At 72.4% G+C, this 23193-nt stretch carries 23 protein-coding genes; 14 read left to right on the top strand and 9 right to left on the bottom strand.

The features are described 5' to 3' along the window. Positions 1 to 549 precede the first annotated feature (549 nt). Positions 550 to 741 carry a ferredoxin gene (locus ABD54_RS16765; RefSeq protein ID WP_047870434.1) on the top strand — a complete coding sequence of 64 codons (192 nt, stop codon included), beginning with the start codon at positions 550 to 552 and terminating at the stop codon, positions 739 to 741. Here the strand turns inward: ABD54_RS16765 and ABD54_RS16760 are convergent. Together ABD54_RS16760 and ABD54_RS16755 are read right to left on the bottom strand one after the other, a co-directional pair. Further along, positions 725 to 1996 carry an NAD(P)/FAD-dependent oxidoreductase gene (locus ABD54_RS16760; RefSeq protein WP_047870433.1) on the bottom strand — a complete coding sequence of 424 codons (1272 nt, stop codon included), beginning with the start codon at positions 1994 to 1996 and terminating at the stop codon, positions 725 to 727. The two genes, ABD54_RS16765 and ABD54_RS16760, sit on opposite strands and share 17 nt — an antisense overlap. Positions 1997 to 2039: 43 nt before the next feature. Next, on the bottom strand, positions 2040 to 3002 hold the full coding sequence (locus ABD54_RS16755; RefSeq protein WP_047870432.1) for an asparaginase: 963 nt from the start codon (positions 3000 to 3002) through the stop codon (positions 2040 to 2042). 294 nt (positions 3003 to 3296) lie between these two features. Here ABD54_RS16755 and ABD54_RS16750 point away from each other — a divergent pair, with 294 nt between their 5' ends. Next, entirely contained in the window at positions 3297 to 4316 is a 1020-nt protein-coding gene (locus ABD54_RS16750) for a PolC-type DNA polymerase III (protein WP_047870431.1), read from the top strand. Here the strand turns inward: ABD54_RS16750 and ABD54_RS16745 are convergent. The 3 genes from ABD54_RS16745 to ABD54_RS16735 form a co-directional block, all read right to left on the bottom strand. After that, the gene (locus ABD54_RS16745; RefSeq protein WP_047870430.1) at positions 4297 to 4560 is read right to left on the bottom strand and encodes a hypothetical protein; all 264 of its coding nucleotides are present in this window, start codon (positions 4558 to 4560) and stop codon (positions 4297 to 4299) included. The genes ABD54_RS16750 and ABD54_RS16745 overlap by 20 nt on opposite strands. Positions 4561 to 4709: 149 nt before the next feature. Beyond that, positions 4710 to 5369 carry a TetR/AcrR family transcriptional regulator gene (locus ABD54_RS16740; RefSeq protein WP_047870429.1) on the bottom strand — a complete coding sequence of 220 codons (660 nt, stop codon included), beginning with the start codon at positions 5367 to 5369 and terminating at the stop codon, positions 4710 to 4712. Between the two features lie 137 nt (positions 5370 to 5506). Then, positions 5507 to 6388, bottom strand: coding sequence for an alpha/beta fold hydrolase (locus ABD54_RS16735; RefSeq protein WP_047870428.1), 882 nt, complete (start codon positions 6386 to 6388; stop codon positions 5507 to 5509). 107 nt (positions 6389 to 6495) lie between these two features. Between ABD54_RS16735 and ABD54_RS16730 the strand changes: the two genes are divergently transcribed. Next, on the top strand, positions 6496 to 6999 hold the full coding sequence (locus tag ABD54_RS16730; RefSeq protein ID WP_047870427.1) for a CGNR zinc finger domain-containing protein: 504 nt from the start codon (positions 6496 to 6498) through the stop codon (positions 6997 to 6999). Positions 7000 to 7017: 18 nt separating this feature from the next. Here ABD54_RS16730 and ABD54_RS16725 read toward each other — a convergent pair whose 3' ends face one another. Then, positions 7018 to 7725 (bottom strand): heme oxygenase (biliverdin-producing), encoded by a 708-nt coding sequence (locus tag ABD54_RS16725; protein WP_047870426.1) that lies wholly within the window; start codon positions 7723 to 7725, stop codon positions 7018 to 7020. A gap of 586 nt (positions 7726 to 8311) precedes the next feature. On the opposite strand from ABD54_RS16725, the gene ABD54_RS16720 reads away from it, so the two are divergent. The 7 genes from ABD54_RS16720 to ABD54_RS16690 all read left to right on the top strand — a co-directional run bounded on the left by ABD54_RS16720 (position 8312) and on the right by ABD54_RS16690 (position 15395). Continuing rightward, entirely contained in the window at positions 8312 to 9577 is a 1266-nt protein-coding gene (locus ABD54_RS16720; RefSeq protein ID WP_047870425.1) for a PP2C family protein-serine/threonine phosphatase, read from the top strand. Between the two features lie 26 nt (positions 9578 to 9603). After that, the gene (locus ABD54_RS16715) at positions 9604 to 11529 is read left to right on the top strand and encodes a sensor histidine kinase (RefSeq protein ID WP_082166860.1); all 1926 of its coding nucleotides are present in this window, start codon (positions 9604 to 9606) and stop codon (positions 11527 to 11529) included. Between the two features lie 28 nt (positions 11530 to 11557). After that, a complete protein-coding gene (locus tag ABD54_RS16710) occupies positions 11558 to 11992 on the top strand; it encodes a response regulator (RefSeq protein ID WP_013151498.1) in 435 nt (144 codons plus the stop codon). Positions 11993 to 12216: 224 nt separating this feature from the next. Then, positions 12217 to 12744 (top strand): low molecular weight protein-tyrosine-phosphatase, encoded by a 528-nt coding sequence (locus tag ABD54_RS16705; protein ID WP_047870424.1) that lies wholly within the window; start codon positions 12217 to 12219, stop codon positions 12742 to 12744. Positions 12745 to 12767: 23 nt separating this feature from the next. Continuing rightward, positions 12768 to 13694 carry a fructosamine kinase family protein gene (locus tag ABD54_RS16700; RefSeq protein WP_047870437.1) on the top strand — a complete coding sequence of 309 codons (927 nt, stop codon included), beginning with the start codon at positions 12768 to 12770 and terminating at the stop codon, positions 13692 to 13694. Positions 13695 to 14012: 318 nt separating this feature from the next. Next, complete coding sequence (locus ABD54_RS16695; protein WP_047870423.1) at positions 14013 to 14705, top strand: haloacid dehalogenase type II; 693 nt, start codon at positions 14013 to 14015, stop codon at positions 14703 to 14705. A gap of 312 nt (positions 14706 to 15017) precedes the next feature. Further along, entirely contained in the window at positions 15018 to 15395 is a 378-nt protein-coding gene (locus ABD54_RS16690) for a VOC family protein (RefSeq protein ID WP_047870422.1), read from the top strand. A gap of 201 nt (positions 15396 to 15596) precedes the next feature. Here the strand turns inward: ABD54_RS16690 and ABD54_RS16685 are convergent, their stop codons facing one another. Next, a complete protein-coding gene (locus ABD54_RS16685) occupies positions 15597 to 16529 on the bottom strand; it encodes a zinc-binding dehydrogenase (RefSeq protein ID WP_047870421.1) in 933 nt (310 codons plus the stop codon). A 148-nt stretch (positions 16530 to 16677) separates the two neighbouring features. Here ABD54_RS16685 and ABD54_RS16680 point away from each other — a divergent pair, with 148 nt between their 5' ends. The 4 genes from ABD54_RS16680 (at position 16678) to ABD54_RS29060 (ending at position 21018) form a co-directional block, all read left to right on the top strand. Then, on the top strand, positions 16678 to 17319 hold the full coding sequence (locus ABD54_RS16680) for a TetR family transcriptional regulator (RefSeq protein WP_047870420.1): 642 nt from the start codon (positions 16678 to 16680) through the stop codon (positions 17317 to 17319). Positions 17320 to 17398: 79 nt separating this feature from the next. After that, positions 17399 to 18490 carry a Gfo/Idh/MocA family oxidoreductase gene (locus ABD54_RS16675; RefSeq protein WP_047870419.1) on the top strand — a complete coding sequence of 364 codons (1092 nt, stop codon included), beginning with the start codon at positions 17399 to 17401 and terminating at the stop codon, positions 18488 to 18490. Between the two features lie 167 nt (positions 18491 to 18657). Beyond that, positions 18658 to 20025: a four-carbon acid sugar kinase family protein gene (locus tag ABD54_RS16670; RefSeq protein ID WP_047870418.1), complete on the top strand. Its 1368-nt coding sequence runs from the start codon at positions 18658 to 18660 to the stop codon at positions 20023 to 20025. An 816-nt stretch (positions 20026 to 20841) separates the two neighbouring features. Beyond that, on the top strand, positions 20842 to 21018 hold the full coding sequence (locus ABD54_RS29060) for a hypothetical protein (RefSeq protein ID WP_235432087.1): 177 nt from the start codon (positions 20842 to 20844) through the stop codon (positions 21016 to 21018). A gap of 256 nt (positions 21019 to 21274) precedes the next feature. On the opposite strand, the gene ABD54_RS16660 is transcribed toward ABD54_RS29060, so the two are convergent. Then, positions 21275 to 22504 carry a serine hydrolase gene (locus ABD54_RS16660; protein WP_047870416.1) on the bottom strand — a complete coding sequence of 410 codons (1230 nt, stop codon included), beginning with the start codon at positions 22502 to 22504 and terminating at the stop codon, positions 21275 to 21277. Between the two features lie 43 nt (positions 22505 to 22547). After that, on the bottom strand, positions 22548 to 23193 hold a 646-nt coding region (locus ABD54_RS16655), incomplete at its 5' end, for a DUF4097 family beta strand repeat-containing protein (RefSeq protein ID WP_152692050.1).

The raw sequence follows: 23193 nt of genomic DNA, 5'->3' as shown, positions 1-23193 counted from the left end.
GGCGGTGGCAGCGGCATCGGCGTGAGGGGCCCGGTTGAGGGTGCGCTCCCTGGGGCGGACCCGGTGGCCTCAGCGGTAGCGGTTTCGCCGTTACCGGTGGAAGCGGTATTGGTGGCCCCGCCAGCCCCTCCAGACACGGCTGTCCTGAAGCTTCCAGCGGACCCGACTGACCGGTCTGCCCCGGTGGTCCCGCCTGTCCCGGCCGGCCCTCCCGCTCCGCCTGCCCTGCCGGATCCTGAGGCGCGGGGTCCTGTCCGGTTCCGGTACGGGGGCGGCCTCCGCCGCCGACCCACGGCTCCCGGGATTCCCGGTGGTCTCGTCCTCGATCACCCGTGTGCCCCTTTCCCGAGGGCACCGGACGGCCCGCTGCTGTCGGTAGTGGGACAGCGTGTGCGCACCGGCGGTTCACACAACATCCTTTTTGTGGACGAAAGAGAATTTATGCACACGGGCCGGTGCGCCCGTACAAGTCCGCGCGAGTCCGTACAGCACGCACGCCCCGGCTAGAGTCGGGGGTCACACCCCTTCCGCGCGAGGAGTCCAGCGACGATGCGAGTCGAGGTCGACTACGACCAGTGCGAGAGCAACGCCCTGTGCGCGGCCGCCGCACCGGAGGTCTTCGAGGTCCGCGACGACGACTTCCTCTACCTGCTCACCGGGGAGCCCGCCGCCGCGTCGCACGAACGCGTCCGCCGGGCCGAGCGCCTGTGCCCCAAGAGGGCCATCACCGTGCGGGAGTGACCCCCGCGGCCGCCAGCGCCTCGTCCCACGTCGTCGGCTTCTCCAGCAGACCCCGGTAGCGCATGGTCCTGGGCGTGGAGCGCAGTCCCATCACACCGGTGAGCATTCCGCCCCGGCCGAGGAAGGCCACGAACTTTCGGTCCTCCGGGGAGCCGTGCACGAAGGTGACCTGATCGGCGGGCGCGCCCTGTCCCAACAGCTGGACCTTCATCTTGTATTGGTCGGACCAGAAGTAGGGCACCGGAGTGAAGGGCGTGCGCCCGCCGTCGCCCGCCAGCAGGTTGTGCGCCGCGGCCTCGCCCTGCTCGCCCGCGTTGGTCCAGTGCTCCAGGCGGATCCGCCCGCCGTAGCGCGGGTGCGGCCAGTTCGCCAGGTCGCCGACCGCGTACACGTTCGGCGCCGAGGCCGCGGAGTACTCGTCGCACGCCACCGAGCCGTCGGCCAGCAGCTCCACCCCGGACCCGCGCAGCCACCCGGTGTTCAGGTGCACGCCGATCCCGGCGACCACGAGGGAGGCCTCCACCGCCGAGCCGTCGGCGAGCCGGACCCGCTCCACCCGGTCCCGGCCCTCGAAACCGGCCACGCCCACGCCCAGGCGCACGTCGACGCCGTTCTCCCGGTGCAGCTCCGTCAGGACCTCGCCGATCCTCGGGTCCACGACCCGGGTCAGCGGGGTGGGCGCCGCCTCCACCAGGGTCACGTCCATGCCCACGGCGCGGGCGCTGGCCGCCACCTCGGCGCCGACGAAACCGGCCCCGACCACCACCAGCCGGCCGCCGGAGCCGAACTCCGACCGCACCGCCTCGGCGTCGTCCAGGGTGCGCAGCACGTACACGCCCGCCAGGTCGGTGGCGGGACGGCGCGCACGCGCGCCCGTGGCGATCACCAGGCCGTCGTAGCGCACCGTCGAGGCGGCGCCGCCCGGCCCGGACACGCTCACCTCACGGGCGGCGGTGTCCAGCCCCACGGCCCGGCTGCCCGGGCGGAAGTCCAGGTCCAGCGCGTCCACGGCCTCGTCCTCGCGCAGGCGCAGCGCACGGTGGCCCACCAGCCAGCCCGGGCCGCCCCCCGAGGGATCCATGCCCACCCCGGTCAGGACCTCCTTGGACAGCGGAGGCCGCGAGTAGGGCCGGTGCGCCTCCTCGCCCAGGAGCGTCAGCCGCCCCTCGTACCCGCGTTCGCGCAGCGCCTCGGCCGTGTGCAGCCCGGCCATCCCCGCGCCGACGACGACGATGTCGTTGAGGGTGTCCCGCACGGTGGTGTCCCTTCCGGTGGTGGTTCCCCGAGGACGGGGTTCGTCAGAGCGGGCGGACCTCGCCGACGGGGGCGCCGCCTCCGAGGACGTCCACGCGCAACCGGTCCTGGACGGGGGAGACGTCCACACCGAGGGTCCGCAGCGCGTCGAGTGCGACCAGAGTACGCGCCCGCTCCTCTGCGTCCCCGTCGCTGATCTTGACGGCGACGGTCTCGCCGGTGGCGGCGCTGAGCACGAGCACCCCGTCGGCGCCGACCTTGGCGACCAGGCCGGGCATCCGCCTCATGAGGTCGGTGTCGATCCGGTCGCTGCCCGCCACGTACAGCGGGTGGGCGCTCATCGCCTCGACCACGGCCCGTTCCGGTCCGCCCTCGGGTGCGGTGCGCATGCGCCACAGGCCGCGGGCCAGACCGGCCAGGGAGACCGCCATCTGGGGAGCCCCGCAGCCGTCCACGGCGGTGTGCGCGACCGGCTCCTCGCACAACTCCTCGATGGTCTCGCGGACCAGGACCTGGAAGGGGTGTCCGGCTTCCAGGTAGTCCCCGGTGCTCCACCCTTGGGCTACGCAGGCGGCGAGCATGCCCGCGTGCTTGCCCGAGCAGTTCATCAGCACGCGCTCGGGCTCGCGTCCGGCGCGCACGAACGCGGCGCGCGCGTCCTTGCCGCCGGGGGCGGCCGGGGGACAGCCCAGGTCGTCGGCGGTGAGCCCGGCCGCGGCCAGGATGCGCTCGGTCTCGGCGGTGTGCGCCTCCTCACCGGAGTGGCTGCCCGCGGCGATGGCCAGCGAGGGCCCCTCCAGGCGTGCGCCCGCCCGCAGCATCGCCAGCGCCTGGAAGGGCTTGGCGGAGGAGCGCGGGAACATGGGCTGGTGCACGGGGCCGCGCGCGTAGGCGATCCGGCCGTCCGCGGCCAGTCCGACGACCGCGCCGTAGTGGACGCTCTCCAGCATTCCGGACCGTACGACCTGCGCCAGGGGGACGTACTCGGGCAGCGGGCTCTGGGGCATGCGGGCTTCTCCTCGCCGTTGAGGCCTGGTCAGGGTGCGCGTGGAGTGTCCGCCTGTGGGTGGACACGATTGAGAACGTTACATAACCCCCCTTTCTTCCGGTCGCCCCGCGGTCGCGGAACCGGTCCGGCCGGAGCCGCCCCGCGGTCCGGGGACCGGTCGGCCGCATCGCCGCCGGGAACGGCCCGCCACGTGCGCGGGGTCCGCTGTCGGACGCGGGGAGTAAGGTCGTTGCCGGTACGCGGAGAGGCGTGACAGCCGTTCGGCACGAGGGACGAAGGAGTGGGGCACACGATGGGAACGCTGCGGATGGGCGCGCTGACCCGGCGCGGGGTCGGCATGCGGGCGGCGGACCTGGAGTACGCGGTGCTCGACATGGAGACCACCGGCCTCGAACCGCGCGAGGGCGCGCGCATCGTGGAGATCGCCGTGGTGCGCGTGCGCGGCGACGGCAAGTTCGTGGAGGAGTTCAGCACCCTGGTCGACCCGCGCGGGCCGGTGGGCGGCCGGGAGTTCCACGGCATCGGCGAGGGCGACACCGTGGGCGCCCCGACCGCGGCCCAGGTGGCGCCCAGACTGACCGAACTGCTCTCCGGGGCGGTCGTGGTCGGCCACAACCTCGACTTCGAACAGCGCTTCCTCGCCTCGGAGCTGGTGCCCGCCGGGCTGCCCACGGGCCAGGCCGGGCTGTGCACGCTGCGCGCGCTGCGCTCACAGGTGGAGCTGGAGCGGTACTCGCTGCCCAAGGCCTCCCACCGGCTCAGCGGAGACTGGCCGACCGGACAGCACACCGCGCTGGGCGACGCCCGTGCCTGCGCCAAGCTGCTCGCGGAGATGCTCGCCAACGCCCCCGGCGAACTGCGCTACGGCGGTCCCGCGCCCAAACGGCTCGCGGTGCCGGACCCGGCCCCCGGCCCGGGCGGCGCGGCGGGGCCCGTCCGCTGGAAGCCGCGCACGGCGTCGGTGCCAGGCGGGCTGCCTCCGCTGAGCCCCTGGCGGGCGCGGTGGCGGCCCCACGAGCTCGACCCGCTGCTGTGCGGCGGGGCCTTCGGCGCCACGGACCGCGCCATCGCGGAGATGGCCGCGCACCGCGACACCCGTTTCCGCGAGCGGCTGGCCGCGGCCGCCGCGGTGACGGGCGGGCTCGCGGCCACCGCCGCGGGCGGCCTGCTGCTGCGCATGGCCGGCGGCGGGAGCACGCGCGACCCCGGTCAGCCGGCCGGACGCGGCGACGGCTCCCCGGCGCGGCTGCTCGGCCGGATCGGCCGGTCCGCGTTCGGGGGACGGCCGGGGTTCACAGACCGGAGAGCGTGAGGAAGAACGCCACGATCAGCGCGCTTCCGCCGAGGGTGGTGAGCAGCGCCTTGCCCGGTTCGGTGAGCCGGGCCGACACCAGTCTCACGCGGGGGCGCACCATCTCCGGGCTGTGCGCGGCGGCCACGGAGCCGCCGCGGCCTGGCCGGGGCGCCGGGATCCGCCCGGGGACGTAGCCGGGGACCTTGTCGAACACGGCGACCGCCACCAGGACGGCGCCGAGGAGGATCAGTACGAGGGACACGTCGGAGAGGGCCTCACACTCGGTCGAAGGGGCGACCGCCCGAGGGGCGGGGCCACCGATTCTGACCTATGTCGCCGTACCGTTGCGACTCGATATCGCCTGGCCAACGTTGTGGCGCAGGTTATGGGCCAGCCTTTATGACTACGTGTTCACGATTCACGACTCCGGGTGTTCCTCGCGGCGGTTTGCGGAAGAACGGTGTCCACGGTTTCGGTCGCCACACCTAGGGCGCGGAGTACGAACCGTGTGACCAGGGCGTGCGTCTCGTCGAGGTCGATCTCCCCGCTGACGAGGGGCAGGCGCTGGGAGCCGACCATCGACAGGGCCAGCCGGGAGACGGGCTCGGCGGGCAGGTGGTCGAACTCGCCCGCGGCGATGCCCTCCTCCAGGATCTCGGTCAGCAGGCGCTGCATGGGCGCCACGTGGGCGGCGAGCGCCTGGTAGGCGTCCGGGCCGAGACTGGCCCCCAGTTCGGCGGCGGGCGGGTGCGGATGCGCCATGATGCCCTCCAACTGGAGGCGGACGAACGCCGAGAGCCGCCGCGCCGCCGAGACGCCCGAGGGGAGTTCGCGCCGGTACCGCTCCACGAACGCGCTGTTGACCTGCTCGGTGAAGGCCAGGAGCAGCGCGGGCTTGTCGGGGAAGTAGTTGTACAGGGCGGTACGGGTGATCCCCGCGGAGTTGGCCACGTCGGTCATGGAGATGCGGTCGATCCCCTGGGTCCGGATCAGCTCGTCGACGGCGTCCATGATGCGATCCCGTGTGCGGGCACGGTGGGCGGCGATGGTCGGCGCCGTGATCTTGGGCATCCTCCTATGGTGTCACGCCCGGGACGGATCCGGGTGGTGTCCGGTGACCGTGAGCGACGGTGGCGGCGGGAGGGGCGGAGCGGGCCCGGGCGTGCCCGGACCGGCACCTGCGGGCCACCGGCTCCGCCCGCGCGGCGTCATCCCAGGGGCGCCGTCAGCGTACGGGTCAGGAAGTCCCGGACGTGGTCGGCGGTGCCGTCCAGGTGGCTCTCCAGGAGGAAGTGGCCGCCTCCGGGGACCAGGTGGATCTCGGCGTCCGGCAGGTCGCGGGCGAAGGCCCGCGCGCCGTCCGGGCCGAAGATGCGGTCCTCCGCCCCCCACACGGCCAGGAGCGGGACACGGCTCTCCCGGAAGTACGCGTGCACCCTCGGGTAGAGGGGCCGGTTGGTGGCGTAGTCGCGGAAGAGGGCGAGTTGGACGAGGTCGTTGCCGGGGCGGCTGATGTCGCGGTGGTCGGCCGTCCATGTGTCGGGGTCGACCAGTTCGGGGCGCTCCACCCCGTGCAGGTACTGCCAGCGGATCGCGTCGAGGCCGAGGGCGCCGCGCACCGCCGGTTCCGTCGCGGGCCCCGGGTCCTTCGCGTAGGCCCACACGGGCGCCCAGAACTCGGGGACGAAGCCGTCCTCGTAGGCGTTGCCGTTCTGGGTGACCACCGCGGTGACCGCGTCCGGGTCGCGCAGCGCGAGCCGCCACCCGATGGGCGCTCCGTAGTCCTGCACGTACACGGCGTACCTGGTGACGCCGAGCCCGGCCAGGAGCGCCTCCGTGACGTCGGTGAGCGCGTCGAACGTGTACGCGAACGCGTCGGCGGGCGGGGCGTCGGAGCGGCCGAAGCCGAGGTGGTCGGGGGCGATGACGCGGAACCGGTCGGCCAGCCGCGGGATCAGTCGGCGGAACATGCGCGAGCTTGTGGGGAACCCGTGCAGGAGCACCAGGACGGGCGCGTCGCGGGGCCCCGCCTCCCGGTAGAAGACGCTGTGTCCGCGCACGGTGGCGTACTGGTGGCGGATCTCCGTCATGACTAACCCTCCAGATGAACTTCGATGGTTATCGCTACCCCCAGTGGAGCGGATGCGGTGTAACCTGTCAAGTCGATGAAGAGGGTTAGTTCGGGAGGCGGGCCGACATGATCGACGAGGAAGCGCTGCTCGAAGCGCTGAACAGCACTCCGGTGGTGGACGGGCGGCAGCGGGACCTGTGGGCCGATGACGCCGCGCCGCGGCGGTGGGCGCGCGAGCACGGCGGTTCGGACGACGCGTCGGCGATCGGCTGGCTGCGGGCGGCGAGGGACGCGCTCCAGGCCGCCACGCGCGGCCCCGTGCCCGAGGCGCGGATACGGCGGATGCTCGACGGGGTCTCCCGGGTCCCCCGGGTCGACGGGTCGGACCTGCGGTGGCCCCTCCAGGCGCCGCCCGAGCGGATGCTCGCGGTGGAACTGGTGCTCGCCTGGTACGACGTCCGGCAGCGCAGGCCCGGGCGGCTGCGCCCCTGCGGCAACGACGAGTGCCGCCTCTTCCTCCTCGACCGCAGCCGAGCCAACACCGCCCGCTGGTGCTCGATGAGGACCTGCGGCAACCGACTGAAGGCCCGCCGCCACCAGGAGCGCGCCCGCCGGCCACCGGAGGCCTGACGGGCGCGCTGCCGTGGCTCAGGCGGCGTCGGCGTCCGCCCCGGTCCCCGCCGCGTACATCCGGCCCAGGTCGGCGAACACCTCGGTGTTGAGCTGGTAGGCCAGCCGGGTCTCGGCCACCAGGCGGGCGGCCGCGGCCTCGTCCAGGTCCAGGGAGTCGAGCCGCTCCCGGTACCCGGTGCGGAAGCGGGGCAGGCTGCCCAGCGCGTCGAAGACGTAGAAGGAGACGCCGGCCGCGTCGGTCAGGCCGTAGGTGCTGGCGGCCGCGCGGCGGATGAACTGTCCGCCGGACACGTCGCCCATGTAGCGGGTGTGGTGGTGCGCGACGAACCCCTCCGGGTGGTCGGCCATCTGCTCGATGCGCGCCGCGTAGGTGCGGGTGGCCGGGGTGGGGGCGATCCTGCCGCGCCAATCGGCGCCGAGCAGGTGCTCCAGGTCGCGGACCAGCGCGGGAACCCGCTCCAGTTCCGGGTAGTGGAACCTTCCGGCGACGGGGTCCTCCGCCAGGCGCCGGCCGGTCTCCTCCAGTGCGACGTAGGCGAAGTAGTGCTGGGCGACCATCCCGGTGTACCCGTCCAGGGGGAGCGTGCCGTCCATGAGGGCCCGGGTGAACCCGTGGTCCTCGGCGGCCCGGTGGTCGCTCCACGTCGCCGCGCGCAGGCGTTCGGAGAAGGGTCCGGTGGTGTCGGAGGCGGTCGTCTCGGGGACCTCGGCCGTTGCGCTCATCGGTGCTCCTCCGCCTTCCGTCCGACACGTTTATGACATCATGTCATTTAGACGGAGGCCGCTGTCAAGAGGGATATGACACCCTGTCATCAAAATCCGTCGACGTGCCGGAGTCGCCGGGCCCCTCTCCTTCGCCGGGTTCGCCGCCCAGGGCTCCACCCCCCCCGGGGGCCGCCTTCACGCTTGCGGGCGGGCCCCGCAGGGGCGCCGACCTGTCCGGAGGGGGCTCGGGTACGCTCGAAGAAATCCAGCGCGTGTCCCCCGTCACACCCTGCATGTGCTCGTGCATGGGCATATGCCCGTTCCGTCCGCGCGCCGGGGCGGAGCGTCAGCGGGTTGCCCACCGCGGGCCAACAGGCCCTCACACAGGGAGAACAGGGCTGTGATCCCGGTCTCCGGCGTCGGATGTGTCTCGTCACGGCCGCTGGTCAACAGGTCACCGGGGCGATTATCGTTTGGGTGTCGTGCGGTCCGGACCGCCGGGAGAACCCGGGGCGCTCCCCGGGATCACACGGCGCGACACGGCACCCACGAACCGGCAGACCAAGGGCGATGAGTGGATACCAGGAGAACAGGGCACGATCCCGTGACGGTGATCGGCGGGGAGGCGGCACGTGCCGCCTCCGCCAACGATGCTGCCCCGCACGACGGGGCCTTCCTGGGCGACGACACCGTCCCGAACGAGCGGGTGGAGGCTGCTGTCGAACCGGTTGACGTCCTACTCATAGAAGACGACCCCGGGGACGCCTTCCTCGCCGAGGAGCTGCTCGACGAGACGGCCCTGCCCACGAACATCACCTGGGTCCCCACACTCGCCGAGGCGCGCCGGCACCTGGAGGACTTCCGGGGCTGCGTGCTGCTCGACCTCAACCTCCCCGACGCCCACGGGCTGGACCTGCTCCGCGAGGTCCTGGAGGGCGCGCCCGCGGCCGCCGTCGTCGTCCTCACCGGACTCGACGACGAGCACGAGGGCGTGGCCGCCGTGGCCGCGGGCGCCCAGGACTACCTCGTCAAGGGCCAGGTCGACGGCTCCCTGCTCGGCCGCAGCCTGCGCTACTCCCTGGAGCGCCGCCGCGCCGACGAGAACGCCCGCCAGCTGCGCGAGGCCCGCATGAGCGCCCGCGAGAACATGCGCCTCGAACGCGGACTCCTGCCCCAGGTCCTGCTCCGGCGCTCGCCCCTGGAACACCTGGCCTACTACCGCCCCGGCCGCAAGCGCGCCCTGGTCGGCGGGGACTTCTACGACGCGGTCGAGAAAGACGGCACCACCCACGTCATCATCGGGGACGTCAGCGGGCACGGACCCGACGAGGCCGCGCTCGGAGTCAGCCTGCGCATCGCCTGGCGCGCCCTCATCATGGGCGGCGTCGACGAGGACAAGGTGCTGCCCAACCTGGAGGACATCCTGGTCACCGAGCGGGCCCAGGAGGAGATGTACGCCACCCTGTGCATGGCCAGCCTGGACACCGGCGACGACCGGGTCAGGCTCCGCGTCCTGGGCCACCCGCCGCCCATGGTCCTGCGCGACGGCGCCGTCGAGGAGACCCGCGTCACCCCGCAGCCGCCCCTGGGGGTCTTCCCCGTCGAACAGACCGACACCGACACGGTCGTGCTCCCCACCGGGGCGACCATGCTCTTCTACACCGACGGCCTCGTGGACGCCTACGACGGCGCCCCGCCCGCCCGCCTGGAGGTCGCGGGGCTGAGCCGGATGGTCTCCGGCGTGCTGGAACGGGGCACCTCCCTGGCCGGGCTGCCCGAACGCCTGGTTGACGAGGCCGAGCGCAGCAACGGCGGACCGCTCCAGGACGACGTGGCGATGCTGCTCATCACCCACGGGGAACCCGAGTGAGACCCGCGACCGGAGAGGGGACGGCCATGGAGACCGAGGAATCCGGGCCCGCCCCGGACACCGGCGTGCGGGGCGGGTCCTCGATCGGCGGCACGCACTTCGTCAACGGCACCAACCGCGCGGGGAAGCGCTCGCCCCACCAGTCGTGGAGCCTGCGGCGGCGCGTCACGAGCCTGCTGGCCGTGGTCGCCGTCGTCCTGGTCGTGGCGGTGTCCGTCATCACCCTGGCGGCGTTCCAGGCCCGCGAGTCACTGGCGCTCCAGGTCGACTCCCTGACACCCGCCGTGAGCGCGGTCGAGCAGACGCACTCGGCCTACCTCACCCAGGACCACGCCCTGCGCGGCTACATCCTCACCCAGGACCGCGAGTTCCTCCAGCCCTACGTCGAGAGCCAGTTGACGCTGACGGAGAACCAGGCCGTCCTGGCCCAGCTCGCCGAGGACAACCCCGAGGTGGCCACCAACGTCGACGACCTGCTCACGGCGGGCCGGGTGTGGACCGAGGAGTTCGCCGAGCCCGCCCTGGAGCAGGTCAGCAGCGGCCAGGAGGTCACCCAGGAGGAGCTGCGGCGCGGCCGGGTCCTCTTCCTGGAGCTCAGCCGGATCAGCGACGCCACCACCAGCCAGTTGGAGGCGGAGATCAAGGAGGCCCGCGAGGGCCTGACCCTGGCCACCCAGCAGGTCGTGGCCCTGCTGGTCTTGGTCGGCCTGGTCGTGGTGTTCCTGTCCGTGTTCCTGTGGGTGATGCTCCAGCAGTGGGTCCTGCGCCCCCTGGAGGAACTCGCCGGGCACATGCGCCAGGTGTCGGAGGGCTACTACGCCCACCGGATCTCCCTGCACGGCCCGCCGGAGATCGTCCGGCTCGGCCGTGACGTGGACGCCATGCGCGAGCGCATCGTGCAGGACCTGGACGAGGTCGCCTCCGCGAGGCGCAAGCTCCAGGAGCAGTCCGTCCTCATGGAGAACCAGACCGAGGAGCTGCGCCGCTCCAACCTGGAGCTGGAGCAGTTCGCCTACGTCGCCTCCCACGACCTCCAGGAGCCGCTGCGCAAGGTGGCGAGCTTCTGCCAACTGCTCCAGCGGCGCTACCACGGGCAGTTGGACGAGCGCGCGGACTCCTACATCGACTTCGCGGTCGAGGGCGCCAAGCGCATGCAGACCCTCATCAACGACCTGCTGGCCTTCTCCCGTGTGGGCCGGGTCAGGAACTTCGCGCCGGTCGCCCTCGACGACGCCCTGGACGACGCCCTGAGCAGCCTGTCCACCCGTCTGGAGGAGGCCGACGCCCGGGTCACCCGGGACCCGATGCCGACCGTGCAGGGCGACCGCACCCTGCTCACCCAGGTGTTCTTCAACCTCGTGGGCAACGCCGTGAAGTTCCGCGGTGAGGAGGACCCCCGGGTCCACATCAGCGTCGAACGGCGCGGTGACGAGTGGGTGTTCTGCTGCTCCGACAACGGGATCGGAATCGAACCGCAGTACGCGGAGCGCATCTTCGTGATCTTCCAGCGGTTGCATACCAGGGACAAGTACACGGGGACCGGCATCGGCCTGGCGATGTGCAAGAAGATCGTGGAGTTCCACGGGGGTCGGATCTGGCTGGAAACCGGCTCTCCCGGCCCCGGGGAAGCCGAAACCTCAGGTGACCGTGACTCTGGTCGGACCGGAACACGCATATGCTGGTCCTTGCCCGCCGACCCCGCGGAGGACGAGAACCCGGCCCCCGACAGGGGAACCGCCGAGCCCCTCACCGCCGATAGTGGGGACGAGGGCACCGAGGACGCCGAGAACACCCCCGAGGACTCGGCTCCGACGGCCGCACGACAGCCCACGGGTACGGACGACCCTGGGGAGGACGGCGCCGAACCGGGCGACAGGCCCGGCGGCGCCCGCTCCACCCAGCCCGGCACCGGTGGCGGTACGGTTCCCCCCGGTCACGGGGCGGGACCCTGAGCAGGGGTCTGAAAGCTTGAGTGAGGTCATGTTGGTGCATCCCATCGAGGTGCTGCTGGTCGAGGACGACCCCGGCGACGTCCTGATGACCAGGGAGGCGTTCGAGGAACACAAGCTGGGCAACCGCCTGCACGTGGTTTCCGACGGTGTCGAGGCGCTGCGCTTCCTGCGTCGCGAGGAGGAGTTCGCCGACGCGCCCCGTCCCCACCTGATCCTGCTCGACCTCAACCTGCCCCGCAAGGACGGCAGGGAGGTGCTGGAGGAGGTCAAGAACGACGAGGACCTCGCCCACATCCCCGTCGTGGTGCTCACCACCTCCGAGGCGGAGGAGGACGTGCTGCGCAGCTACCGCCTGCACGCCAACGCCTACGTTCCCAAGCCGGTGGACTTCGACCAGTTCATACGGGTGGTCCGGCAGATCGACGACTTCTTCGTCAGCGTGGTGCGCCTGCCCAAGGGGTAGGCGGCGCGCCCGCCCCGCGGGGCGTGTTCGCCCCGGGGCCGCGCGCGGGGCCGTCCACAGCCGCGCGCGGGGGCTACCGCGGCGCGTCGGCGCGCGGTTCCATGGATACAGGGGGCCACCCACCCCTCCCGCTTCGCGCTGCCTCGCGTGACCTCCCGTACCGCCCGGCGAACGCGCGGGAGCCACAACACGTGGCCGCAACGGTTTTTCGTTACGGTAAGGGCATGAGCTTGCCGGAACCTCGTGACCCCGCTGGTCCCTACCGCGTCAGTGTGGTGTGCCTGGGCAACATCTGCCGCTCGCCCATGGCGGAGAAGATCCTCGCCGCCGACCTCGAACGCGCCGGGATGAGCGATCTCGTAGCGGTGGACAGCTTCGGCACGGGCGACTGGCACGTGGGCGGCGGCATGGACCCGCGCGCGGCCTCCACCCTGCGCGTGCACGGCTACCTCACCAGCCACACCGCCCGCCTGTTCGCCCACGGTGTCCTCGCCGACCGGGACCTCGTCCTCGCCATGGACCTGGACAACGTCGACGAGATCCGGTGCGTGGTCGACGAGTACGGTGGGGAGTACGGGTTCGACATGTCGCGGGTCCGCCTCTTCCGCTCCTTCGCGCCCGGCACCGGCCCCAACCCGGAGGTCCCCGACCCCTACTACGGCGGCGACGACGGGTTCACCGCCGTACTGAACATGGTGGAGTCCGCGGCCAAGGGCCTCACCGGAGAACTCGTCACCCGGTTGAGGCGGTAGCACGGGTGAGGGGGGAGCGGATCGTGCGGGACTTCGGAGGCGACGGCGGTGACGGGCCCGTGGAGGGCCGCCGCAGGGACCCGGTCGACGGAACCATGGCCGAACGCCTCACCGTCCTGCTGGACCGCGACGTCAGGCGGGCCGCACGCGCGGGCAGCAGCCACGACTGGGACATCTACTACGCCGAACTCACCGACGGCACCCGCCTGTTCGTCAAGTCCCTGGTGCGCGGAGCCCCGCCCAACGGGGTGCTCACAGCCGAGGCGCGCGGCCTGGACTGGCTGGGCCGCACCTTCGGCTCACCCGCCGTCGACGTCGTCGCCTGGGACGACCGCATCCTCGTCCTGCCGTGGATCGAGGAGCGCGACCCCACCGTCCAGGCCGCCGAACGCCTCGGCCGCCAGCTCGCCGGGATGCACCTGACCGGCTCCGACCGCTTCGGCGCCGACTGGCCCGGCTACATCGGCCCCCTCGCGATGGACAACACCCCCTCCCGGGACTGGCCGCGCTTCTACGCCGAACAGCGGCTTCGCCCCTATTTGCGCCAGGCCCTGGACCAGGGCTCCCTCACCCCGTCCGACGGCCGGGTGGTCGAGAAGGTGGTCGACGCCGTCGCCGACCTCGCCGGAGACCCCGAGGAGCCCGCGCGCGTCCACGGCGACCTGTGGAGCGGGAACGTCCTCTGGCGGGCGCAGGACGCGGTGGTCATCGACCCGGCCGCGCACGGCGGGCACCGCGAGGCCGACCTGGCCATGCTGGCACTGTTCGGCCTGCCCCACCTGGAACGGGTCCGCGACGCCTACAACGAGGTGGCGCCGCTGGCGTCCGGTTGGCGCTCGCGGGTCGCCCTGCACCAACTGCACCCGCTGCTTGTCCACCTGTGCCTGTTCGGCGCCGCCTACCGCACCACGACCCTGGAGGCCGCGCGCACCGCCCTGCGCGGCGGCTGACGGTGCTGGCCCCTCCGAGCGGTGGCCGGCCGCGCCGGTGGTCCCGGTCTCGGGTGTCCAGGCCGTGCCGGTCGGCCCGGACAGCGGTCGACCGTGCCGTGCGTTCCGCGTGCTGATCGTCCCGCGCTGCGGCTGGCCGTGCCGACCGTCCGGTGCCGCCGGGACCGGGGAACCGCTGGAGCCGCTGACCCCTCCGGCGGGGGCGCGGAGGGACGCGCACTATGCTCACCACGTGCCCGGCGGACCGCTGAACCCTCCTGCAACTGAGCCCCCGCACCTCCCGGGTGGCGCAGCGGAGGAACCTAGGGAGCGTTTCTCGTGACTTCACCCTCCGACATGGACGTGATCGTCTTCGACGTTCTGGGGACCATGGTCGATGAGCCCGGCGGTATCGGGCGCGGCATCCGAACACTGCTCCCGTACATCGACGACGCGAGGACGCGCGAGCTCGTCGAGGCGTGGAACGGGCATGTCGACGATCAGCAGCAGGAGATCCTCGCGGGCCGCCGCCCCTACGCCAACAGCACGGTGCTCGACCTCGAAGCGGCCGCGCACGTCGCGGCCGAGGCCGATGTCGACGACGAGGACGCGATCCGCTCGCTGGCCGCCTCCGCACGGCGGTTGGCGCCGTGGCCGGACTCCGCCTCCGCGCTGGACCGGATCGCCTCGTACTTCACGGTGGTCGGCCTGTCGAACGCCAGCCGCCCGGCGCTCACCCGCATCAGCGCGCACGCCGGGCTCCGCTGGCACCAGGTGCTCTCCGCCGAGGAGGCGCACAGCTACAAACCCCATCCCGACGTGTACCGGCTCGCGATCGCGAACGCGGGCTGCCCGCCCGAGCGTCTGCTCATGGTCGCCGCCCATGCCTGGGACCTTCGGGGCGCGCAGGCCCTGGGCATGAAGACCGCCTACGTCCAACGTCCCGTCGGGGATCCTCCGCGCGCGACGGACCGCTTCGACCTGGTCGTGAAGAGCCTCGACGAACTGGCCATAAGCCTCAACGCGATCTGACGGCCCGAGAACGCCGTCCCTTGAACCAAGGGTGCGGATACCGGAGCCGGAGTTCTTTGATCGGGGGCCGAGGGCCTGGAATCCGAAGCCTGGAACCCCGGACCGCGAGTCCGGAGAGCGGAGCCGGCGACCCGTGTCCGGCGGTCTGGCCGGGCCCGGTCCGGCCAGGTAGAACCGGCCGGACGGTTTCCGGAAATCCCCTCGCTCCCGCTCACCTCACCCGGTACGGTCTCGGAGTGCTGCCGCCGCGGATTCCACGGGACCCGCGCGCGGCCACCCCTTCAGCCCCCACGAGGAGAGCAGGTTTCGTCCATGGCATGTCGTATCAGTGAGCTCGTGCTCTCCTGCCGCGACCCCGAGGTGCTGGCGCGGTTCTGGTGCGAGGTCCTGGACTTCGTCGTGCTCGACCGCGAGGAGGGCTGCATCGAGATCGGGCCGCGCGAGGGGTTCGGCGGCCCGCAGCCGACGATCATCCTCAGCCGCACCGGGGAGCCGGAGAGGGCGAAGCCCCGGCTGCACATCGATGTCAACGCCACCGACCGCGACCAGGACGCCGAACTCGAACGCCTTCTCGCCGCCGGGGCCGTGTTCGCCGACATCGGTCAGAGCGGGGAGGAGCCCTGGCACGTCCTCGCCGACCCCGAGGGCAACGAGTTCTGCCTGCTCAGGGCCCGCATCGACCAGCTCTGACGACCTCAGCGGGCACCGGAGGCCAGCCCGTCCCGCGGTCACGACCGGTAACGGCGTCCACCGTGCCCACTGCGTCCACCGCGCATCGGCAGGGCCGGGCCGCCGTAGGCCCGTCGTCCCGACGCCTACCGCCGAGGTCGGCGGGGAGAACTCCAGGCAGTCTCCGCGCGCCGGACACGGACGGTGGCGGGCGGTGCGGCCTCACCCGGCGGTGAGCTCCAGAACGGCCTTGCCCCGCAGGCGGCGTTCGAGGAGGGCGGCCACGGCCTCGTCGGCCCGGCCCCACGAACCCCGCCACGAGATCCCCGGATCGAGGTCTCCTGAGGCGACCCGGCCGGCCAGCCAACCCAGGTCCCCGGCCGGAGCCACGCCGTTCTGGAGGTGGAAGGTGGTGATGGAGCGGCCGTGCCGCCCGTCGTCCACGAGGAACGCGTCGAGTGGGAAGTGCTCGGGCCGCCCGGTCACGTGTCCGACGGCCACCAGGGTCCCCCCGGCGTCCAGCCTGTCGAAGGCCGCGACTAGCTGGGGGCCTCCCACACAGTCCACGACCCCGTCGAACAGGTAGTCCGGCTCCCCGGGTTCCGACACCACCTCGTGGGCGCCCAGGCCGCGCAGTTCGGCGCCCCGGGTCCGGGGTTCACCGGTGCAGGCGGTCACGTGCGCGCCGCCCATGCGGGCGAGTTGGACCGCGTACCGTCCCACGCCACCGGTGGCCCCGGTGACCAGGATCCTGCTGCCGAGGAGGAACCCCACTTCGCGCAGGGCGCGCAGAGCACTGGTGGCCGCCACCGGGACGGTGCTGAGGGCTCCGTGGTCCGCGCCCTCCGGGGCGGCCCCCAAGAAGGACGTGTCGACGGCGCGCAGTTCGGCCCAGCCCCCCGCCTCGCCCAAGGTGACCACCGCGGTCCCAGCGGCGGGGCCGGATCCGTCGGCGGCGGGGCTTTCCACGAATCCCGCGGCGTCCCACCCGGGCACGGTCCCGTCGGGCAGGCGGGAGACGGTGTCCACCTCGCCGAAGTTGAGCGAAGCGGCCGTGACGCGGACCAGCGCCTGGTGCGGGGCCGCAACCGGTTCGGGGGCCTCTCCGAGGCGCAGGCGGCGGGGTGCGGTGCGGTCGACGACCAGGGCGCGCATGTCCGGGCTCCTTCACGGGACGGGGTGGGCGGGATCAGAATATGGCACTGAGAGGCATTATGCGTCAAGAGGCTAAGGCTCCCAAGGGGCCAAAGCGGCCAAGGGGCTATGTGCGTCGGGTGGCGGTCCGTCTCGGTACACTGCGGCCATGGCCAGCACCCGTCCCAACGCCCCCGCCTCCGACGAGTCCCTGCGCGAGCGCAAGAAGCGCCGCACCCGCCGGGCCCTGGTCGACACCGCGCTGGAGCGTTTCACCCGGGCGGGGTACGACCAGGTCACGCTGGACGAGGTCTGCGCGGCGGCGGAGGTCTCCAAGCGCACCTTCTTCCGCTACTTCGCGAGCAAGGAGGAACTGGCCGCGGCCCCGTTGCAGGACCTGTGGGAGGAGTTCCTGCGGGTGCTGGAGGAGAGGGGGCCCGACGGCCGTCCCCTGGTGGAGATGGCGCGCGACGCGATCCTCGAAGCCGCGGAGCACGTGGCCGACCCGGAGTGGACGCACGCCGCACGGCTCAGCCTGGGCCTTGCCGTGAGCACACCGGCGATCAGCGCCCACAACCTCCAGTTCTGCGAGCGCACCACGGTCCGGGCCCTGGCCGTGCTGGGGGTCGGCGACCACGGCGACCCGCGCTCGCGGCTCGCCCTGGACATGGCCGCCTCCGCGGCCCGGCACGCTCTGGACGGCTGGGCCGCCGCGCCGGGGACCCCCGCGGTCCCCGACCTGCTCGCCCGGTACCGCCGGGCCTTCGACGCACTGCCCGGCGGCCTCACCGTGTCCGCCCCCGAGCGCTGACGGCGCCCGGATACCGCGAGGAAGCGGCACGTGCAGCCCGTCACCGGCGGGCTGGGGCGCCACGCTCTAGATTGGTGGCATGGCTGACGCATCCGAGGCACAGAGCACACCCGAACACGACGGCCCCGAACTGCACGTCGCCCTCATCGGTTACGGCAAGGGCGGTGAGGTCTTCCACGCGCCGCTGATCGACGCGGTTCCGGGACTGCGCCTGTCCGCGGTGGTCACGGGCAACCCCGACCGCCGCCGGGCCGCCGAGACGCGCTACCCCGGCGTCACCGTGTACCCGAACGTCGCCGAACTGTGGGCCGACGCCGGGCGTTACGAGATCGCCGTCGTCACCACGCCCAACGACACCCACGCCCCGCTCGCCCAGGCCGCTCTGGAGGCGGGCCTGGCGGTGGTGGTGGACAAGCCCTTCGCGCTCACCGCCCTCCAGGCCCGGGAGCTCACCGACCTCGCGGACAAGCTGGGCCGGGTGCTCACCGTGTACCAGAACCGCCGCTGGGACGCCGACTTCCTCACCCTGTGGGACCTCATCGAGGAGGGGAGGATGGGCCGCGTGCACCGGTTCGAGTCGCGGTTCGAGCGCTGGCGTCCCCAGGCTAAGGGCACCTGGCGCGAGAGCGGCGGGGTCGAGGCCGGGGCCGGACTGCTCTACGACCTGGGCCCGCACCTGATCGACCAGGCGGTCAACCTGTTCGGCCCGGTCTCGTCCGTCTACGCCGAGATCGACGTCCGGCGCGAGGGCGTCAACGCCGACGACGACGTCTTCCTGGCCCTCGACCACGCCCGGGGCACGCGTTCCCACCTGTGGATGAGCGCGCTCACCGCCCAGGGCGGACCGCGCTTCCGGGTGCTGGGGGACGAGGGGGCCTTCACGAGCCACGGCATGGACGGCCAGGAGGCCCGGCTGACAGCGGGGGACCGGGCCGACGCCGCCGACTGGGGCGTGGTCCCCGAGGCTGACTGGGGCGTGCTCGGGGTGGACGGCCGCACCCGGCCGGTGCCCAGCGCGCGCGGCGCGTACCCGGAGTTCTACGCCGGGTTGCGCGACGCGGTCGGCGAGGGCGAGCCCCTGCCGGTGGATCCGCACGAGGTGATCCACGGACTGGAGGTCATCGAGGCGGCCCGGCGCAGCGCCCGCACGCGGTCGGTGGTCGACGTCTGACTCCCGGCTCCCGCGAGGGGTCCGGGGGAGCCTGCGTGCTCCGGCCTCCCGGTCTCCCGGCGTTCCGGGGCGCCCGGGAGCCCCCCGGACCGTCCGCATGGGCCTATGTTGGAAGGACTCACCCCAGTTCGCCCCGGGGTTTCACCGAACGCCGAAGGAGACGCGCCGTGGCCCAGGTCCTCGTGGTCGCCGACGAACTCACCGGTGCCAACGCCACCGGTGCCCGGTTCGCCCGTACCGGGATGCGCGTGGCCACGGTGACTCCCGAACACGTGAGCCGGGTCGTGGGGGACTACGACGTGGTCGTGGCCAACCTGGACAGCCGCCATGTCCCTCCCGAGCACGCCGCCGACCTGGTCACGGACGTGGTCGAGGCCGTGTGGCCGGTGGGACTGGTGGTCAAGCGGACCGACTCCACGCTGCGCGGCAACATCGGTGCCGAGCTGGAGGCCACCTACGACGCCGTGCGCGAGCGCGTGCCCGCCGGAACGCGGGTGCGGGTGCTGTTCGTTCCGGCCTTCCCGAGTTCGGGGCGCATCACCGAGGACGGGCTGCAGTTCCTCAACGGTTTGCCTCTGGAGCGCACCGAGCTGGCCGAGGACCCGCTGTGCCCGATGACCACGAGTTCGGTCGCCGACATCCTCGCCGCCCAGACCGACCTTCCGGTGCGCCACGTGCCCGTGCGGCAGGTGACCCAGACGATGCTCACCGCCGAACTGCTCGCCGGTGACGAGCCCGTGGTCGTGTGCGACGCCAGCACCGAGCAGCACCTGACCGACATCGCCGAGGCGGCGGCCGCCGCGCACCACGACACGGGGATCGTGTGGCTGGCCGCCGACCCCGGGCCCACGGGGGCGCTGCTGGCCTACGCGCTGCGGTTGAGGGGACAGGCGGGTTCGCGCGGGCCGCTGCTGGGGGTGGTGGGCAGCACCACCGAGCTGACACGGCGGCAGTTGGCCACCGTCGCGCGCACGGGCGCGGTGCGGTTCGTGGACTTGGACGCGGTGGAGTTCAGCGTGGGGGAGCACGCGGACGAGGTCGCCGACCGCACCGCGCGGGAGCTGTCCGAGCAGCTCACCTCGTCGGGTTTTCCGGAACTGTGCGTGCTGCGGGTGGTGACGCCCTCCGGCAGGGTGCGCGAGCTGCCCGCCCAGGTCCGCGCGGAACTGCCCGGCCGGATCGCGCGGCTGGTGGCGGACGTGGTCAACGAGGTCGCGGACACCACGGGCGCGCACGCGCTGCCCAGCGGGCTGTACCTGACCGGTGGGGACCTGGTCGCCAGCCTGCTGGACGAGCTGGACGTGCACGCGTTCGACGTGGGGGGCGAGATCGTTCCGCTGACGGTGCACGGGCACCTGAGCGGAGGGCCGTTGGACGGAACGCCGGTGGTGGCCAAGGGAGGGCTGGTCGGGGACGACATCACCCTGGTCGAGTGCCTGACGAAGCTCCGCCGGGCGGTGCAGACCCGGTTGCACCAGGTGCACTCGGAGGTGTCGGAGCACGTGGTGCCGGCCCTGCTGCGGGACACGGTCTGACTCGGCGCGATCGGGCCCCGCCCGCCGGACCGGCCGAGGTCGCCGGGGCCGAGGCGCCGCTGGCGGTGTTGTACGGCCGCGGTCCTGCCGGGACCGGGATTTTCGGCTTTCTGTCTTTCTGTCTTTCTGTCTTTCTGTCCATTCCCGGGGAGCCGGGAGAACGGCTACCCGCCGCCGGTGGGTTCGCGGTTCGTCGACGTGCTCCCCGCGCACGCGGGGATGGTCCCGGCCCCACCGGGGCCGCCTGAGGGTACGCACCTTCCTCCCCCTTCGGGATCGGTCGCGAACCCGCCCCCCCGCAGGAACCCGGACGAGCCCTGTGCGTCCGCTAGGTGGCCGACCGGCCCGTCGACCCTTGGAAGAACGCCCGCATTCGTCCTTGGAGTCGTGCGGCCAATACTCCATACGGCCATCGCCTCGGTGCCGGTGAGAATGCCGACCATGTCGCTCTCTCCTTCTGGCCGGGCGTCCTCGCGCCGGGACGCGGCCCATCTCCGCGCGCCCCGGCAGCAACCACTGTGCGGGAAAAAGAGCATGTATAGCTTTATCTCGACTTGATGAGGTCTTCAGGTAGCCTGCCGAAGGCGGTCTTGGCACGGAGCGAACGGCGCAGATCCGATTCAGAGGACCTCGATCGCTGCCCTGTGAATTATCGGGAAGCGGGGCACCGGGGTCTCTCACTGTTCGATGGCGCATTTCTCTTGGCTGTGCCGACCGCTGCCAGTTCGTATAGCAGCAGAGTGAGGTTTTATGAAGTCGTGGCGCTCTCTTGCCGCCGCCGGTTTCGTCGCAGGCGCTGCCGCGATCGTTCTTCCGATGACCGCGGGGACCGCGTCCGCCGCGGAGGACGATTGGAACGTAGTCGGCGGGGCGCCCGGTACGATGGAGGAATGCGTCGCCGAGGCCAAGGAGTACCTGGCTGAGCCGTACGTGGACTACACCGAGTGGAAGTGCGAAACCAGTGATGGCTCCTGGACGCTCTTCGCGCGCTAGTCCCGCCGGTTCGTGAGCAGCCGGTCTCTCGTGAAAGCCTCTGCCGCGATGCGCCTTCGCGGCAGAGGCTTTTCATTTCCTCCGGTATTTCCCGGGCGCTCGCGCAGGGAGATCGCCGGACCGCGCGGGCGCCCCTCCGACCGGGGCGGCACGCCGGCCCCCGCAAACCCGGTGACCTTCGCCGTGACCGCGGGGCAGCGGGGAGGGGGGCCGTGTACCGCCCACCGACGGGACCGTCGCCGCCACTGCCCCGGCCTCAGTCGTCGAAGGCCTGGTAGAGCGTGGTCCAGAAGTCGTGGATCAGCCGCGCCGAGTCCGGGACGGACATCCCGACCTGGGTGAGTACGATTCCGGTGAGCCGGTTCTCCGGGTCGGCGTAGGCCGATGTACCGGCTCCGCCGTCCCAGCCGAACTGGCCGACTGGCGCGTAGTCACCCCGGTAGGTGCGCACCGCCATCCCGAAACCCCAGCCGCCGTGCTGCCCCTGTCCGAACGACACGTGGACGTTCTCGGTGGCCATGGTGTTGCGAGCGGCCTGCTGATCGAGTGTGAGGCGGTTGGTGGTCATCAGCTGGACGGCGGGCCGGGACAGGATCCGCTCGCTTCCGTGCATCCCCTGGTTCAGCAGCATCCGGAAGTAGGCGTGGTAGTCGTCCACGGTGGAGACCAGCCCGCCGCCACCGCCCTGGAACGCCGGAGGCTGGCTGTGCCGTCCCCCCTCGGCCGGGTCCCACACGTGGAACTCGCCGGTCCGCGGGTCGGGGACGTACAGGGGCGGCAGCCGGTCCATCCCGTCGGCGGGCACGTGGAAACCGGTGTCCCCCATGCCCAGGGGCTCGAAGACGCGTTCGCGCAGGAACGCCTCGAACGACTGCCCCGTGACCCTGGAGACGAGCACACCGAGCAGGTCGCTGCTGATGTGGTACTGCCACTGCTCGCCGGGCTGGTGCGTCAGCGGAAGCGTGCCCAGGCGGCGCGTCCACTCATCCGGCCCGGGCATCGGCTCCGGCAGGTCGGGCGTGAGCCCCTGCTCGAAGACCGCGTTCATGATCGGGGTGCCCAGCGCGCTCCGGTCGATGCCGAGCCCGAACGTGGAGGTCAGCACGTCCCGTACGGTGATCGGCCGCCGCGTCGGCACGGTGTCGTCCAGCGGGCCGTCGATCCGCCTCAGCACCCGCCGGTCGGCGAGTTCGGGCAGCCACTGCTCCACCAGGTCGTCCAGCCGCAGCCTGCACTCGTCGAGCAGGACCATCGCCGCCGCCATCGAGACCGGCTTGGACGTCGAGGCCATCCGGAAGACCGTGTCCCGGCGCATCGGCGCGCCGCCGTCGTGGCGCATCGTTCCGAGCGCTTCGACGTGCGTCTCACCGCCCCGGCTGACCAGGGCGACGAGCCCGGGAATCCTCCCGCTCTCGACATGGCGTGTCAGCACGTCGCGCATTCTGCGCAGCCCCGCCTTGGAGAAGCGGCCGTTGTCGTTTTCCATCGCGGATCTCCGTAAGTCGTCAGGTGGTCGGGGGCACGGCTGTTCAGAGACTGCGGGCGGTGATGTCGCCGTAGGAGGTGGTGGCGTGGATGTCGAGGGTGGTGGCGCCGTCGTTCTTGAGGGCGTTGTGGACGCGGCCGTAGGGGGTGCCCGCGTTCAGGGCGGCGGAGGCGCCGGGGGCGGCGCCGATGGTGATGTCGCCGGACCCGGTGCGCAGTTCGACGGTGCCGTGGGCGGCCTGGGTGATGTCGATGTCGCCCCTGTGGACGCTGATCTGGGCGGGGCCGTTCAGGTGGCCGATGGTGATGTCGCCGTCCAGGAGGGTGAGACGGGCGCTGGTGGTCTCGTCGAGCTTGACGGGGCCCTGGGCGGCTTCGACGGTGATGTTTCCGAGGCGGCCGACGCCGCGCAGTTCGGCGCTGGCGGCCTTGGCCTGGAGATGTGAGCCGGTGGGCAGTCGGACGGTGATCTCGATGGAGCCGGAGGGGCCGAGGGCCCGGTTTCCGGGAGTGGGGCTCTGGATGCGCAGGATGCCGTCGTCGTAGGCGACGGTGGTCCGCTGGGCGGCCTTGACGTCGCGTTTGTCGGCGGGGTCGGCGGGTCGGATCTGGACGGTCGTGTCGGTCCGGTCGGCGGCGATGAGCTGGATGCGTGCGGCGGGGGTGTCCAGGACGGCGGTGATGGGGGCG

Origin of the sequence: Nocardiopsis sp. RV163 (genome assembly GCF_001029525.1) — a bacterium.
In the GTDB taxonomy this organism is placed as follows: domain Bacteria; phylum Actinomycetota; class Actinomycetes; order Streptosporangiales; family Streptosporangiaceae; genus Nocardiopsis; species Nocardiopsis dassonvillei.
This window is presented reverse-complemented; position numbering and strand designations above follow the sequence as displayed.

Excerpts from the sequence above, each read along its gene's own strand:
- ABD54_RS16765 (WP_047870434.1), top strand. The coding sequence starts at position 550 with ATGCGAGTCGAGGTCGACTACGACCAGTGCGAGAGCAACGCCCTGTGC.
- ABD54_RS16755 (WP_047870432.1), bottom strand. The coding sequence starts at position 3,002 with ATGCCCCAGAGCCCGCTGCCCGAGTACGTCCCCCTGGCGCAGGTCGTA.
- ABD54_RS16750 (WP_047870431.1), top strand. The coding sequence starts at position 3,297 with ATGGGAACGCTGCGGATGGGCGCGCTGACCCGGCGCGGGGTCGGCATG.
- ABD54_RS16740 (WP_047870429.1), bottom strand. The coding sequence starts at position 5,369 with ATGCCCAAGATCACGGCGCCGACCATCGCCGCCCACCGTGCCCGCACA.
- ABD54_RS16735 (WP_047870428.1), bottom strand. The coding sequence starts at position 6,388 with ATGACGGAGATCCGCCACCAGTACGCCACCGTGCGCGGACACAGCGTC.
- ABD54_RS16730 (WP_047870427.1), top strand. The coding sequence starts at position 6,496 with ATGATCGACGAGGAAGCGCTGCTCGAAGCGCTGAACAGCACTCCGGTG.
- ABD54_RS16725 (WP_047870426.1), bottom strand. The coding sequence starts at position 7,725 with ATGAGCGCAACGGCCGAGGTCCCCGAGACGACCGCCTCCGACACCACC.
- ABD54_RS16715 (WP_082166860.1), top strand. The coding sequence starts at position 9,604 with ATGGAGACCGAGGAATCCGGGCCCGCCCCGGACACCGGCGTGCGGGGC.
- ABD54_RS16710 (WP_013151498.1), top strand. The coding sequence starts at position 11,558 with ATGTTGGTGCATCCCATCGAGGTGCTGCTGGTCGAGGACGACCCCGGC.
- ABD54_RS16705 (WP_047870424.1), top strand. The coding sequence starts at position 12,217 with ATGAGCTTGCCGGAACCTCGTGACCCCGCTGGTCCCTACCGCGTCAGT.
- ABD54_RS16690 (WP_047870422.1), top strand. The coding sequence starts at position 15,018 with ATGGCATGTCGTATCAGTGAGCTCGTGCTCTCCTGCCGCGACCCCGAG.
- ABD54_RS16685 (WP_047870421.1), bottom strand. The coding sequence starts at position 16,529 with ATGCGCGCCCTGGTCGTCGACCGCACCGCACCCCGCCGCCTGCGCCTC.
- ABD54_RS16680 (WP_047870420.1), top strand. The coding sequence starts at position 16,678 with ATGGCCAGCACCCGTCCCAACGCCCCCGCCTCCGACGAGTCCCTGCGC.
- ABD54_RS16675 (WP_047870419.1), top strand. The coding sequence starts at position 17,399 with ATGGCTGACGCATCCGAGGCACAGAGCACACCCGAACACGACGGCCCC.
- ABD54_RS29060 (WP_235432087.1), top strand. The coding sequence starts at position 20,842 with ATGACCGCGGGGACCGCGTCCGCCGCGGAGGACGATTGGAACGTAGTC.
- ABD54_RS16660 (WP_047870416.1), bottom strand. The coding sequence starts at position 22,504 with ATGGAAAACGACAACGGCCGCTTCTCCAAGGCGGGGCTGCGCAGAATG.